Below are 14,133 nucleotides of genomic sequence, written 5' to 3' on the forward strand. Positions count from 1 at the left end.
AAAACGTCTCGCCATGCGAACGGCCGCCTCTGTACAGGGCATCCGTTGATCCTTCACAATGCATTTTTGGCATGGATGCGGTGAACCGAAGCGTCCCGGCCGGTACATAATTATGTTCGAGGGGGACGTTTCATGGCGAGCTGGTTCTACGCATCCGAGGGCAAGCAGCAGGGGCCCTTTGCGGAAGGGCAGTTCCGCGATCTCATCGCCCAGGGCATCGTCCGTCCAGACACGCTGGTCTGGACCGAGGGCATGGCCGGCTGGCAGAAGGCCGCCGAGATTCCGGGCCTGCTCGGCGGCGGTGCACCTCCGATGATTCCGGCCGGCGGCTCGCCGATGATGGGCGGCGGTGGCTACGGTGGCGCTGCGGGCGGATCGCTAACGGCTGATTTCAGCGCGTTCGGTCTTCTTGGCCGCAGCATCGTGTTCGTGATCGGCATCCTGCTGGTGATCCCCGCGCCCTGGGCCACCGTCTGGTTCTACCAATACATCACCTCGCACATCCAGGTGCCGGGCCGGCCGAATTTTGGTTTCGCCGGCCAACCGATGGACATTTGGTGGGCGCTGATGCTGAACGCGCTCCTGACTTACGCCGGCGCCACCGGCATCTCGTTCGCGCCGCTCCTTGCAGCGATCGCCAATGCGTTCCTCGCCTGGGTGATCCTGCGCTGGATCGTAGCCAATCTCACCTCGAACGGCGAGCGCCTGCCGCTTTCGTTCCAGGGCAGCGCGATCGGCTATGTCGGCTGGTATCTGCTGATGATGATCTCGACCATCACCATCATCGGCTGGGCCTGGGTGATCGCGTTCTGGATGCGCTGGAATTGCCGGAACATCGAGGGCACGCGGCGCGAGGTCGTCTTCAATGGCAGTGGCTGGCAGATCCTGTGGCGATCGGTGGTGTTCACGCTGGCTTGCAGCTTGATCATCCCGATTCCGTGGATGCTGCGCTGGTACGGCTGCTGGTTCGTGTCGCAATTCGCGCTGGTCGACCGCGGGGCGGCCGCTCGCGCCTATTGAGCGCTATCTCCGCTCGCGCACCGAGCCTTCCTGCGCAACGGACGCCACCAGCGTGCCGTCGGGCTTGAAGATCGAGCCGCGGGTCAGGCCGCGGCCTGATTGCGCGCTCGGCGAATCCTGCGCGTAGAGCAGCCATTCGTCGGCGCGGAACGGGCGGTGAAACCACATCGCGTGATCGAGGCTCGCCGGCATCATTCGCTTGTCGAACAGCGTGCGGCCGTAGCGCGCCATGATCGCATCCAGCAGCGAGAAGTCGGAGGCGTAGGCGAGCGCGCACATATGCAGCGCCGGATCGTCTGGCAGCTTCGCGGCGGTCTTGATCCAGACGTGAATGCGGCCGTCCTCGATCTTCTGGCCGAAATAGCGGCCGAGCTCGACCGGACGCAGCTCGATCGGCCGATCCGATTCATAGTAGCGGCGGATGAACTCCGGCATCTCCTTGAACATCGGCTGCTTCGCCACCTCCTCCGCCGTGAGCTTCTCCGGCGGCGGCACATCAGGCATCTTGTCCTGATGATCGAATGAAGTCTCCTCGTCGGCGTGGAACGACACCATGATCGAGAAGATCGCGTTGCCATGCTGGATCGCGGTGACGCGGCGGGTCGAGTAGCTCTTGCCGTCGCGCAGGCGTTCGACCTGGTAGATGATCGGGATCTGCGGATCGCCCGGGAGGATGAAATAGCAATGCAGCGAATGTGGCAGCCGGCCCTCGACGGTGCGGCAGGCGGCAACCATCGCCTGCCCGATCACCTGGCCGCCGAACACCCGCTGCCAGCTCGTCTTCGGGCTGTTGCCACGGAACAAATTCACCTCGAGTTGTTCGAGGTCGAGGATCGAGATCAGGTCGATCAGGCTTTTGGACATCGGCGCGCTTTCGCTTTCGTCGTCGTTCCGGGACGCGCGTGAGCGCGAACCCGGAATCCAGAAGTTGTTGAGCGAGATTCCGGGTTCGCCTCTTCGAGGCGCCCCGGAATGACGGAACGAAGCCGTTCCGCCCTTGTTTCACCGCACTGTTTCGCCCAGCTCAAGTCTGCTAGCAAGACCGAGAATTGACCGGGAAGCTTGGTATGTCGGTACAGGGTAGCATTGTCATAGGTGGCGGCGCGTTTGCGGGGCTCGCGCTGGCCCTGGCGCTACGCCAGGGGCTCGGCCCCGAGATCCCCGTCATCGTCGCCGATCCCGCGTTCAGCACGCGGCCGAGCCGGGATCCGCGCGCCACCGCGATCGTCGCCGCCTGCCGCCGCCTGTTCGAGGCGATTGGTGCCTGGGACGACGTCAGGGGCGAGGCGCAGCCGATCCTCGACATGGTCGTCACGGATTCCAAGCTCGAGGACGCCACCCGTCCGGTGTTCCTCAACTTCGCCGGCGATGTCGCGCCGGGCGAGCCGTTTGCGCATATGGTCGAGAACCGCCGGCTGATCGATGCGCTGGTGGTGCGCGCCGAGGCCGAGGGCATCGATCTTCGCGCCACCACGGTCGTGTCTTACGACGGGCGCTCCGATGGCATCGACGTGACGCTTGGCGACGGCAGCGTGATCGCAGCCAGTCTCTTGGTCGCCGCCGATGGCGCGCGGTCAAGACTGCGCGAGCGCGCCGGTATCGTCACCCATGGCTGGGAGTACGATCAGTCCGGTATCGTCGTCACCGTCGGCCATGAACGCGATCACGAAGGCCGCGCCGAAGAACACTTCCTGCCGGCAGGTCCCTTCGCGATCCTGCCGCTCTCGGGCAAGCGCTCCTCGCTGGTATGGACCGAGCGCCGAGCCGAGGCCGCGCGCATCATCGGGCTCAGTGACGAGGAATTTCACAGCGAGCTCGAGCAGCGTTTCGGCCTGCATCTCGGCGAGGTGAAGGTGCTCGACAAGCCGCGCGCGTTTCCGCTGTCCTATTTCGTCGCGCGTTCATTCGTCGCCGAGCGCCTCGCGCTGGTCGGCGATGCCGCCCACGTCATCCACCCCATTGCCGGCCAGGGCCTCAACATGGGGCTGAAGGACGTCGCGGCGCTGGCCGAGGTCGTGGTCGATGCCGCGCGGCTCGGCATGGATCTCGGCGCGGCGGACGTGCTCGAACGCTACCAGCGCTGGCGCCGCTTCGACACCATGGCGATGGGCGTCGCCACCAACTCTCTGAACTTCCTGTTCTCCAATCAGTCGACGCTGTTGCGCACGGTGCGCGACATCGGCCTCGGCCTCGTCGACCGCGCCCCGCCGCTGAAGAACCTCTTCATCCGCCAGGCCGCCGGCCTCACCGGCGAAGTGCCGCGGCTGCTGAAGGGCGAGGCGTTGTAAGGCGCAAGTTTAGAGAGCGCTCGCGCCTCACTCTCTTCGCGTCGTCCCGGACAAGCGCGCCCCAATCGCGCAATCCGGGACCCATACTCCGCAGCAAGAGTGTTGCGAAGACTCGAGGTGACCAACTCGCGCAACAGCGCAATTCGGTGGTAACGGGTCCCGGCCTTCGCAGGGACGACACCGAGGATGTGGCGCCGGCATTGCTCCAAACGAGCGACCGGCTACGCAAGCTTCAATCGATCTTGCGCGCCTCTTCCGGCAGCATGATCGGGATGCCGTCGCGGATTGGATAGGCGAGCTTGGCGCTGCGCGAGATCAGCTCCTGCTTGGCCGAATCGAACTCCAGCGGGCCCTTGGTCAGCGGGCAGACCAGAATCTCCAGCAATTTGGGGTCGACGCTGGCTTCGGGACGTTCGGTGGGCACGTTCATGGGGGTCTCCGGCAGTCGGCTGCCTTTAGCACAGAAATTCGCGTCCGGCATCACGGGTCTAAGCGACGAGCATCCCTAGGAGCTCGTCGAGCACGGCCTGAAGCCGCGCCGCCGGCAGCGGCGGGCCTGACAGGGCGGAACCGAGGAATGTCCAATAGAGGATCTGCGCGCGGGCCTGCGCCGTCGCCGGAGCCAGCCCACGCTTTTCCAGCAGCGCCTCGATATAGTCGAGCCTGCGGCGATCGATTGCGCGCACCGCCGCTTGCGTCGTCGCATCGAACGCGGCCCAGTTGCGCACCGCGCGCTCGAGGTCGAGCCGCGCGCCAAAGGATCTCCACAGCAGCATCTTGAGCGGCTCGTCGCTGGCGGCTTCGACATCTGCGATGATCTGCTCGGCCGCGATCTCGCGCCAGCGCTTCAGCACGGCAGCGTGAAACCCGGCCAGATCGGCGAAATGCCAATAGAAGCTGCCGCGCGAAACACCCATTGACTTGGCGAGCGGATCGGCCTTCAGCGCCGTGAAGCCGTTCTTGCCGAGCGCCTTCAAACCCTCCTTGATCCAGTCGTCGGCGGAAAGCTGCTCGGTCATGCCTGGCTCCGGATGGAGGCCATACACTAGTGTATTGACAGCCGCGGGCAAGTGGGTGCATATCCATACAGTGCTGTACGGATGGAGCATGCCCGATGCGAGACCTTCTCCTGCAATGTTCCGGCGCCGTCGCGATCCTCATCGCGCTGATCCACGGCGTGCTCGGCGAGAGCAAGGTATTCGCCCGCGCCAGCATCGAGCCGCCGCGCCTGCGCACGCTGATCCGACTGGTATGGCAGGCCGGCACCGTGGCGTGGATCGGCGGCGGCGTGCTGCTGCTGGTTGCGCCGCGGCTGGAATCGAGCCTCGCCCGGCACTGGATCGTCGCCACGCTCGCCATCGTGTTCGGCTTTGCAGCCCTCGCCAATGCTTTCGCCACGCGTGGCCGCCATTTCGGTTGGGTCGGCATGGGGGCAGTCGTCGCGCTCGCGGTCGCAGGCTACTAGCGCCGCGCATCCGGTCCGTGAGGCGTAAGGCTGGAGCGGTGGGGCCAAATCCGCATTGTGCGCAGAGAGCTCTCATGTTTTCGCGCATGTTAGAGGTTATCTAAAGCGAACCAGGGCCGTACGCGATTGACTTCACCGCCTTCTTTGCTTCCTTCGGTGCGCTCCGCGGCTTCGCGGCGCGTCCACGAGAGGAGGAGAGTTCGTGAAGGTCATTCGTGTTGTTGCCATTGCACTGACGATCGGAATCGGCGCGGGATCGACGGCCTTGGCCGACGGTTTCAAGGATTGCACCAAGCTAGACAAGGCGTCGTGGAAGCCGGCCAGCGAAGCCGAAGCCAAGGCCAAGGCGCTGGGCTATGAGGTGCGGCGCTCCAAGATCGAAGGCTCGTGCTACGAGGTCTACGGCGTCAAGGAAGGCAAGCTCTACGAGCTGTTCTACAGCCCCGAAGATCTCAGCCTGAAGCACACGATCGCCAAGTAAGGATCATCCCGGCTTGATCGAAAAAGCGGTGCCAGAAGCGCGCGGGCCGGCCGACCGGGCCCCCGCGGATCGAACCGCTTCGCGGACGGTCGCAGTCTGGGATCTGCCGCTGCGACTCTGGCACTGGGCTTTCGCGGCCAGCATCCTGGCCGCGTGGTTCACGCCCACCGTCTATGACCGGCTGCATCGCATCGTCGGCTATACGGTCCTTGGGCTTCTCGTCTTCCGTATCGTCTGGGGTTTCTGGGGCGGTCGCTACTCTCGTTTCCGCATGGTCGGCGTCCGGCTCCTTGTCGCGCCACGCTATCTCTGGAATCTGCGCCGCGGCATCACCGGCCGCTATATCGGACTCAATCCCGCCGGCACGATGATGCTGGTGGCGCTGCTGCTGGCGGTCGCCGTCTCGGCGATCACGGGCGCGATGTCGGTGACCGTGACCTTCTTCGGCCTCTGGTGGGTCGAGGACACCCACCATTATTCATCGGATGCGGTCATCGTGCTGGTGGTGCTGCACGTGCTCGGCGTGCTGCTGATGGGACTTCTTCAGCGCGAGAACCTGATCCGGGCGATGATCACCGGCCGCAAGCGGATCCGGCATCATCTCTAAGCGGAACCGGTCGAGTTCCCGAGCAGCCACAGGCCTACGTAGTTTCACGGGGCGGAGCCGTCTTAACCCGCACAACCACCCCCAACTTGCGTCATTTGCGGGGAAACATTTACCTCGCGATAGGCATGCAACCGGGCATTGCAGAAAATTAACGCGGACAAAGCCTGATCGGCTCAATCCTCGATAGTATTGACGAGGGAGCGATTTGCATGTTCCGCGTTTTTTCATGTCTTACGGCCGAGCACGATTTGCGGCTCGTCGTACTCGCAGGCCTGGTCTGCTTCGTCGCGAGCATCGTCGCAGCCAACATCTTTCATCGTGCGATCGCGACGCGCGCGCGAACGCGGTGGATCTGGATCGCGATTGCCGGCGCCGCCATCGGCTACGGAATCTGGGCCACGCATTTCGTCGCGATGCTCGCTTATGAGCCGGGTGTCACGACCGGCTACGGCCTCGTGCTGACGGCGTTCTCGCTCGCCGCGGCCATGGTTCTGACCTCGGTCGGCTTCGGTGTGGCGGTCGGCACGTTCGGTCGCTGGGGCGCGATGGCGGGCGGCGTCATCATCGGCGGCGGCATTGCCAGCATGCACTATCTGGGGATGTGGGCCCTTGAAGTGCCCGGCCGGGTCGCCTGGTCGGTGGACCTGGTAATCGTCTCGATCATTCTCGGCATGTGCCTCGGCTACGCAGCGCTGGCAGTTGCCCTCACCTACCAGGACTATCGGGGCACGCTGGGAGCGGCCGTCCTGCTCACACTCGCCATCGTGTCGCATCACTTCACAGCCATGGGCGCCGTGCAGATCACGCCGGACCCCACCCTCGCGACGGACAAGCTCTCGCTTTCTCCGGGTTTCCTCGCACTTGCCATCGCCGGTGTCGCACTTTCCGTGCTGGGGATGAGTCTGATCGGCGTGCTGGCCGATCGCCGCCTGGCAAGCCGAACCGCCAGGTTCGAGGAGATCATCAGCCAGCTTTCGCTCGCCCGGCAGCAGCTCGAAGATTCGCAGCTGGAACTACAGGAACAGACGCTCAGGCTGGATACGGCGATCAATCATATGGTCGAGGGTCTTTGCATGTTCGACGCCGAAAAGCGGCTTGTGGTCTGCAACGAGCGTTATGCCCGACTCTATCAGCTGCCGCCGGAGCTGCTGAGGACCGGGACATCGCATACCGACATCATCAGGCATCGTATCGCGAAGGGCATTCTCAAGGGCGATTCCAGCGAATGCGCTGCCGAGCAATTCATCTCGAAACTGGCGGCCCTGCCGTTCGATGCAGTTTCGAGCAGGATCGACGAGTTTGCGGATGGCCGGCTGATCCGCGTGACGCGACAGCCAATGGCCGGCGGCGGATGGGTGGCCACGCATCTCGACGTAACCGAGCAACGCCGGTCCGAGGCCAAGATCACCCATATGGCGCAACACGACGCGCTGACCGATCTGCCAAATCGCGTGCTGCTCAGGGAGCGGATGGAGCATGCGATTGCGGTGACGCGCAACGGCGGCCTCGATCTGGCCGTGCTCATGCTCGATCTCGATCGCTTCAAGGAAGTCAACGACACGCTTGGACATCCGGCGGGCGATGCGCTGCTGCGCGCCGTCTCCACGCGTCTGCGCGAATGCGTCACGGAAACCGCGTTGATCGCGCGACTCGGCGGCGACGAGTTCGCGGTCATCGACTACGTGACCAACCCGGCCGTGGAGGCCGCCGCCCTTGCCGAGAACATCAGAAAGGCGCTTTGCGAACCCTTCGATCTCGGCGATCACCGGGTTACGGTGGGCACCAGCATCGGCATTGCCATCGCGCCGCGGGACGGCAACGATTCCGACGTGATCCTGAAGAGCGCGGATCTCGCGCTCTACTCGGCCAAGAGCGGTGGACGTGGTGCATACCGCTTCTTCGAGCCGGAGTTCGACGAGCTAATGCATGCGCGACGCAACCTCGAGCGCGACATGCGGGATGCGCTTGTTGGCCGTCAATTCGAGCTTCACTACCAGCCGTTCGTCAGCGCCGCGACCGGCGAGACCTGTGGCTTCGAGGCCTTGCTGCGCTGGCATCACCCGCAGCGAGGCCTGGTCCTGCCCGGCGAATTCATCCCGCTTGCGGAAGAGACCGGCTTGATCGTGCCACTGGGCGAGTGGGTCTTGAGGACCGCCTGCGCGGAAGCTGCCACATGGCCGACATCTGTCAGGATCGCGGTCAACCTGTCTCCCGCCCAATTCAGGAGCAAGGAGCTCGTTCCGGTCATCGTCGGCGCGCTGGCGAGTTCAGGACTCGCGCCGCACAGGCTCGAGCTCGAGGTCACCGAGACGGTGATCATGCATGACAGCGAAGCCGTCTTTGCGGTGCTCGCTCAGTTGCGCGAACTCGGCGTGCAAATCGCCCTGGACGATTTCGGCACCGGTTATTCATCGCTGAGCTTTCTGCAGAGATTCCCGTTCGACAAAGTCAAGATCGACCGCAGTTTCGTCGACGAACTCTCCGGCGTGCGGGCCGAGGCGCGCCATCTCGCGCGCGCAGTGGTTCGTTTCGCAGTCAGCCTCGGCAAGACGACGACCGCCGAAGGCGTCGAAACGAAGGAACAGCTCGACATCCTCCGTGAGGAAGGGTGCATCGAAACGCAGGGCTATTATTTCAGCCGGCCGATGCCTGCATCCGACATCGCCAGAATGCTGCGGCGGGACGAAGCAGCCGTCCGCGCTGCGTGAGCTTTCAGACCCTCACTGCAGCGGCGGATCGCCGCTGGTGCGTTTCTTGGCGAGATCCATCTCCGTGACGGCGATCAGGATCTCGGCGCGGGTCTTCAGGTCGGGCGCCTCGAGCATCGCCTGCTTCTCCGCGGGGCCATAGGGCGACATCATCGCCAGCGCGTTGACGAGCGCCTCGTTGGGTGCGCTCTCGACGCCCTCCCAGTCGACCTTGAGATTGTTGGCCTTCAGGAAATCCGCCAGCACGGCCAGCAGCGCCTCGCGATCGACCTCCTCCTCGCCCCTTCGCGCGGTGAAGTCGTCGACGAAAGCGAAGAAATCCACCTTGCACTGCCGATAGGGGGTGAGCACCTCGAGCTCCTCGACCACCTTGAAGCGCGAAACGCCGGTGAGCTCGAGGATGTAGCGGCCGTCGCCGGATTCGGCGAGCTGGGTGATGCGGCCGACGCAGCCGACGCGGAACAGTGCCGGCTTGTCGGAATCCTTCGGCGAATGCGCCACGTCCGGCTGGATCATGCCGATCAGGCGATGGCCGTCGCGGAAGGAATCGTCGACCATCGCGAGGTAGCGCGGCTCGAAGATGTTGAGCGGGATCTGGCCGCGGGGCAGCAGCAGCGCGCCCGGCAACGGAAACACCGGAATGATCTCCGGGAGGTCGGCGGGCCCGCGATATTCGATGTTGATCGGCATCTGCCCGGTCCCCCTGGCGTTGCCAGTACGTCCCTACGAAAACAGGATCGTCGACAAACGCTTGCGTCCCTCGACGGTTGCATCATCCGTGCCGCCCCAGGCCTCGAAGAACTGCACCAGCTGCTTGCGGGCGCCGTCGTCGTTCCACTTGCGGTCGCGCTTGACGATCTCGAGGAGCTGCTCGGTCGCCGCCGCGCGATTGCCTTGCGCGTTGAGCGCAGTGGCGAGGTCGAATCGGGCCTGATGATCGAGCGGGTTTGCGGCGACTTTCTGTTCCAGCTCGGCGACAGGGCCAAGCGATTTCGCTTGCTCGGCGAGATCGATCGCGGTCTGCACGGCCTTCACGGCCGGATCGTTGCGCTTGGAGTCCGGCACCATGGCCAGCGTCTGCTTGGCCTGCTCCAATGCGCCGGAGACGGCGTAACACTTCGCAAGGCCCGCAAGCGCCGCGATATTGGTCGAATCATGCTGGAGCGCCTCGGCATAGATCTGCGCCGCCGCCGCCGTGTCGCCCTCGGCGAGCACAGCTTCGGCCTCCTGCACGATCTCGGCGACGTTGACCTCGCCCGGCGCGGTGACGCCCTTGGTCAGCCGCTCGATGAAGGCATTGACCTGGCTCTCCGGCACCGCGCCCATGAAACCGTCGGCCGGCTGGCCGTTGACGAAGGCGATCACGGCCGGGATCGACTGGATGCCCATTTGGCCCGGGATCGCCGGATGGTGGTCGATGTTCATCTTGACCAGCTTGACCTTGCCCTTGGCCGCCTTCACCGCCTTCTCCAGCACGGGGGTGAGCTGCTTGCAGGGGCCGCACCACTCCGCCCAGAAATCGATCAGCACCGGCTGGCGCTTCGATTCCTCGATGACATCCTTCACGAAGGTCTGGGTGGTGGTGTCCTTGATCAGGTCGGCCGCAGCCGGGCCCGCCGCTCCGTTACCCTGGTCGATGATCGTCACGGGATCCCCTCGTCATGCTGGAATGGCGGCTCTTTAGCATGCCGCCGCATCATATGCTTGTGGTCGGCTCCTAAATTGGGCCGGATGGGCCGAATTTCAATCCAGGCGCCCCGATTCGCCGGTTCCGGAGCTTTTTCGGTCCATTTGGCCACGTTCGGGGTCCATATGGGGTCCTCAATTGCAAATCTATGCCGCGGGTAGCTGTTGCATTCCCCTCCCGCTTTTGGCATACGACAGCCGTTGCCGGCGCGTCACGCGACCGACACAGGATGCGGGTGTAGCTCAGTGGTAGAGCACGACCTTGCCAAGGTCGGGGTCGAGGGTTCGAGCCCCTTCGCCCGCTCCAAATTTTCCCAGAGCATCCAGCCAAACCGGATCGGGCCGTGGTTTTCCACGCAGCTGACGGATGCATTGGATCTCAAATGACAATTCTGGTCACCGGCAGCGCGGGCCACCTCGGCGAGGCCATTCTGCGGACGCTCCATGGGCGCGGGTCGCCTGCCCGCGGGCTCGATCTGAAGCCCTCCCCTTTCACCGACGCCGTCGGCTCGATCGTCGATCCGGCGCTTGTGCGAGCGCAGATGGACGGCATCACTGCAGTGATCCACACCGCGACGCTGCACAAGCCGCATGTGGCGACCCACGGCAAGCGAGACTTCGTCGACACCAATATCACGGGCACGCTCAACCTGCTCGAGGCGGCCGCGGCGGCCGGTGTGAAGAGCTTCGTCTTCACCAGCACCACCAGCGCGTTCGGCTCGCAGCTGCGCCCCGAGGCCGGGCAGACCGCCGTGTGGGTCACCGAGGACCTGCCGCCGGTGCCGAAGAACATCTACGGCACGACCAAGCTGATGGCCGAGAACCTCTGCGAACTGTTCTTTCGCGAGCGCGCCCTGCCGGTCCTCATCCTGCGGACGTCGCGCTTCTTTCCCGAGGACGACGATGATCCGGCGATGCGGTCGGCTTACGCGCTCGACAACGCGCAGGCCAACGAGCTGCTCTATCGCCGGCTGGATATCGCGGACGCGGTCAGCGCCCATCTGCTGGCCGTCGAGCGCGCGCCCAGAATCGGGTTCGCCCGCTACATCGTCTCGGCCACGAGCCCGTTCGAGCAACGTCATCTCGAAGCGCTTGCGCGCGATGCCGCCGGTGTCGTGCGCGAGCTCTATCCGGAATGTGCGGAGCTCTATGCGGTGCGCGGCTGGCGGCTCTTCCCCGCGATCGACCGCGTCTATGTCAACGAACGGGCGCGGCGGGAGCTCGGCTGGCGGCCCGAATACGACTTCGCGCATGTGCTGCGCAGCCTGCGAGATGACCGCGATTTTCGCAGCACCCTCGCGCGCGAGATCGGGTCGAAAGGCTATCATGACACGGTGTTCGAGGATGGGCCCTACCCCGTCGCTTCGTAAGCGCCGCGATTGCTGTTTTGCTCGACGTTTCAAATGCCTGTTCGACGTCACCGGGAGCGCGCCGGTCTGAGCCGTTCTACTGTGCATGGGGTTGTTTTCGCGTTTTTGTATGATCCCTCGTGCCGCCTGCAAGCGATCCGCGTGCCCAATTGATTTCGCGCTGCAGCGAGAGCATTGCCGCGGCGGCGTCCGCCCGCTCATTGACATTGCGTCTCAATTTTTTCGGAGCACAACCGCAGCACACGCGATGCGCTTCTCAGGGCTCGCAGATGTGCTAACCTTTTTACGTCTGTCGTCCCGACGGACTCAAAACTTCGCCTCTCGACTAGCAAAACAAAATAACGCGCAGCCCTCACGGCTGCCTTAGGGGAGTGACGCGATGACATCGATGTTCCATCGATCTATGTTGGCGCTTGCGGCCGTGGCCCTTCTTGCCGGGACCAGCGTTGTCAATGCGCAGCAACAGGACAAGAACCGGGCGCTGAAGAAATACGAATCCGGTACCAAGGAGTTCTGGACCCATCCGCCGGACGACTGGTTCCTCGGCGACGAGACCGAGGCGCAAAAGGGTCTCGCGCCGCCCTCGGGCCCGCCGACCGGCGCCTCCGACACGGAGCTCGCCAACATCGTCAAGAAAATCAAGCTGCCGCCGGGCTTCAAGATCGAGGTCTACGCCTCGGGCGTGCTTGCCGCGCGGCAGATGGCCTGGGGTGACAAGGGCACGCTGTTCGTCGGCTCGTTCGGTCTCGGCAACGTCTATGCCATCAAGGACAATAACGGAAAGAAGGAGGTCAAGACCATCCTCAAGGGTCTGAACATGCCCACCGGTCTCGCCTTCAAGGACGGCGCGCTCTACGTCATCGCCGTCGACAAGCTGATCCGCTACGACAACGCCGAAGCCAATCTCGACAATCTCGGCGAGGGCAAGGTCGTCTATGACGACATGCCATCCTATGCCGCGCACGGCTGGAAGTACATCGCGGTCGACAAGGAAGGCTGGTTCTACATTCCGTTCGGCCCGCCCTTCAACATCGGCATTCCGCCGACCAGCGTGTCGCAGATCCGGCGCGTCGATCCCAAGACCGGCAACGCCGAGATCTGGGCGCTCGGCGTCCGCAACTCGGTTGGCGGCGACGTCGATCCGCGCACCGGCAAATACTGGTTCACCGAGAATGCCCGCGACTGGATCAGCGATGATCTGCCCTCAGACAAGCTGAACATGATCAACAGGATCGGCGAGCATTTCGGCTATCCCTATTGCCACCAGGGCAATCTGCCTGACGACAAGTTCGCGATGGGCCACAAATGCTCCGAGTTCACACCGCCCGTGCTGAATCTCGGCGCCCATGTCGCGCCGCTCGGCATGAAGTTCTACACCGGCGACCAGTTCCCCGCCGACTACAAGAACAACATCCTGATCGCCGAGCACGGCTCCTGGAATCGTCACAAGTACCAGGGCGCGCGCATCGTACGCGTGATCGTCGGGCCTGACGGCAAGAACCCGAAGCAGGAGGTGTTCGCCTCCGGCTGGCTCGAGGGCGACCAGGGCTATCTCGGCCGACCCGACGACATCATCCTCGCCAAGGACGGATCGATCCTCGTTGCCGACGACTGGGCCGGCGCGATCTACCGCATCAGCTACAGCAAGAAGTAGCGCGACACGAGAACGAGGCTGCGACCGGGGTGACGGCTGCAGCCTCTTTTGTCTGACGCAGCAGGCTCGCAGCGGAACAGGTTCGTCATGTCCGGACTTGACCCGGGTATCCACCAAACGAGAAGCGTTTCACCAATGGGGTGGATTGCCGGGCCTACGCCCACCGAACAGGCCTCGGTCTCGCAGGCGGGTCAAAGCCCGGCAATGACAGTCGGAGAAATCATCCATGCGAGCTGTTTGGTTTGGAGCTCTGGCAGCCAGCTTTCTGATTGCGCCGGCCACTCGCGCCGCCGACGTCTCCGCCGGCCAGGCCAAGGCGCAGGTCTGCGCCGGCTGTCACGGTGAGAACGGCATCTCGCAGACCGAGAACATTCCCTCGCTCGCCGGCCAGCCTGATCAATTCCTGCAATGGCAGCTCGTGTTCTTCCGCGCTGGCTCGCGCAAGAACGACCAGATGCAGCCGATCGTCGAGGAGATCAACAACGAGGACATCCGCAATCTCGGCGCCTATTTCTCCCAGCTGACGCCGCCGAAGGGCCCGGATGACAAAGATCCGGACCTGTCGAAGAAAGGCGCGCAGGTTGCCGCGGGCCGCCGCTGCGCCTCATGCCACACGGATAGCTATGCCGGCACCAAGGCGGTTGCGCGGCTCGCCGGCCAGCGCGAAGAATATCTCGTCAAGGCGCTGCACGATTACAAGGCCGGCCAGCGCGTCGGCGGCGGCGTCGCCGCGATGGCCGATGTCGCCTATCACATGAGCGACGAGGAAATCACCGCGGTCTCGCATTATCTGGCGCATTTGAAATAGCTGTTCGTCGTCCCGGACAGGCGCGCCTCAAGCGCGCGCAGATCCG

The 14,133-nt window shown here is 64.1% G+C and carries 14 protein-coding genes and 1 tRNA gene; 10 read left to right on the forward strand and 5 right to left on the reverse strand.

What is annotated here, in order from left to right:
- Positions 1-132 precede the first annotated feature (132 nt).
- Positions 133-1,020: a DUF4339 domain-containing protein gene (locus P6U27_RS01090; protein ID WP_129144339.1), complete on the forward strand. Its 888-nt coding sequence runs from the start codon at positions 133-135 to the stop codon at positions 1,018-1,020.
- A gap of 3 nt (positions 1,021-1,023) precedes the next feature.
- Here P6U27_RS01090 and tesB read toward each other — a convergent pair whose 3' ends face one another.
- Positions 1,024-1,884: an acyl-CoA thioesterase II gene (tesB, locus tag P6U27_RS01095; RefSeq protein ID WP_122400284.1), complete on the reverse strand. Its 861-nt coding sequence runs from the start codon at positions 1,882-1,884 to the stop codon at positions 1,024-1,026.
- Between the two features lie 203 nt (positions 1,885-2,087).
- On the opposite strand from tesB, the gene P6U27_RS01100 reads away from it, so the two are divergent.
- Positions 2,088-3,308 carry a ubiquinone biosynthesis hydroxylase gene (locus P6U27_RS01100; protein ID WP_122400285.1) on the forward strand — a complete coding sequence of 407 codons (1,221 nt, stop codon included), beginning with the start codon at positions 2,088-2,090 and terminating at the stop codon, positions 3,306-3,308.
- Between the two features lie 232 nt (positions 3,309-3,540).
- Here the strand turns inward: P6U27_RS01100 and P6U27_RS01105 are convergent, their stop codons facing one another.
- Both P6U27_RS01105 and P6U27_RS01110 read right to left on the reverse strand, forming a co-directional pair.
- Positions 3,541-3,738, reverse strand: coding sequence for a Trm112 family protein (locus P6U27_RS01105; RefSeq protein ID WP_122400286.1), 198 nt, complete (start codon positions 3,736-3,738; stop codon positions 3,541-3,543).
- 58 nt (positions 3,739-3,796) lie between these two features.
- On the reverse strand, positions 3,797-4,327 hold the full coding sequence (locus tag P6U27_RS01110) for a TetR/AcrR family transcriptional regulator (RefSeq protein ID WP_407120459.1): 531 nt from the start codon (positions 4,325-4,327) through the stop codon (positions 3,797-3,799).
- Positions 4,328-4,422: 95 nt separating this feature from the next.
- Between P6U27_RS01110 and P6U27_RS01115 the strand changes: the two genes are divergently transcribed.
- From P6U27_RS01115 to P6U27_RS01130, 4 genes are all read left to right on the forward strand, one after another.
- Positions 4,423-4,773, forward strand: coding sequence for a hypothetical protein (locus tag P6U27_RS01115; protein ID WP_122400287.1), 351 nt, complete (start codon positions 4,423-4,425; stop codon positions 4,771-4,773).
- 202 nt (positions 4,774-4,975) lie between these two features.
- The gene (locus P6U27_RS01120; RefSeq protein WP_122400288.1) at positions 4,976-5,254 is read left to right on the forward strand and encodes a PepSY domain-containing protein; all 279 of its coding nucleotides are present in this window, start codon (positions 4,976-4,978) and stop codon (positions 5,252-5,254) included.
- A 13-nt stretch (positions 5,255-5,267) separates the two neighbouring features.
- Entirely contained in the window at positions 5,268-5,861 is a 594-nt protein-coding gene (locus P6U27_RS01125; protein WP_407193571.1) for a cytochrome b/b6 domain-containing protein, read from the forward strand.
- Between the two features lie 209 nt (positions 5,862-6,070).
- Positions 6,071-8,569 (forward strand): EAL domain-containing protein, encoded by a 2,499-nt coding sequence (locus P6U27_RS01130; protein WP_407193572.1) that lies wholly within the window; start codon positions 6,071-6,073, stop codon positions 8,567-8,569.
- 12 nt (positions 8,570-8,581) lie between these two features.
- Here the strand turns inward: P6U27_RS01130 and P6U27_RS01135 are convergent, their stop codons facing one another.
- Entirely contained in the window at positions 8,582-9,259 is a 678-nt protein-coding gene (locus P6U27_RS01135) for an LON peptidase substrate-binding domain-containing protein (protein ID WP_122400290.1), read from the reverse strand.
- A 33-nt stretch (positions 9,260-9,292) separates the two neighbouring features.
- Entirely contained in the window at positions 9,293-10,216 is a 924-nt protein-coding gene (gene trxA, locus P6U27_RS01140) for a thioredoxin (protein ID WP_407193573.1), read from the reverse strand.
- Positions 10,217-10,487: 271 nt separating this feature from the next.
- Between trxA and P6U27_RS01145 the strand changes: the two genes are divergently transcribed.
- The 4 genes from P6U27_RS01145 to P6U27_RS01160 all read left to right on the forward strand — a co-directional run bounded on the left by P6U27_RS01145 (position 10,488) and on the right by P6U27_RS01160 (position 14,087).
- Positions 10,488-10,562 (forward strand) — tRNA-Gly (locus P6U27_RS01145).
- Positions 10,563-10,638: 76 nt separating this feature from the next.
- Entirely contained in the window at positions 10,639-11,625 is a 987-nt protein-coding gene (locus P6U27_RS01150) for an NAD-dependent epimerase/dehydratase family protein (protein ID WP_407193574.1), read from the forward strand.
- Positions 11,626-12,004: 379 nt separating this feature from the next.
- On the forward strand, positions 12,005-13,279 hold the full coding sequence (locus P6U27_RS01155; RefSeq protein WP_407193575.1) for a PQQ-dependent sugar dehydrogenase: 1,275 nt from the start codon (positions 12,005-12,007) through the stop codon (positions 13,277-13,279).
- Between the two features lie 226 nt (positions 13,280-13,505).
- Positions 13,506-14,087, forward strand: coding sequence for a cytochrome c (locus P6U27_RS01160; protein ID WP_122400294.1), 582 nt, complete (start codon positions 13,506-13,508; stop codon positions 14,085-14,087).
- Positions 14,088-14,133 lie beyond the last annotated feature (46 nt).

This window comes from Bradyrhizobium sp. STM 3566, assembly GCF_045571445.1.
Lineage (GTDB): Bacteria > Pseudomonadota > Alphaproteobacteria > Rhizobiales > Xanthobacteraceae > Bradyrhizobium > Bradyrhizobium vignae.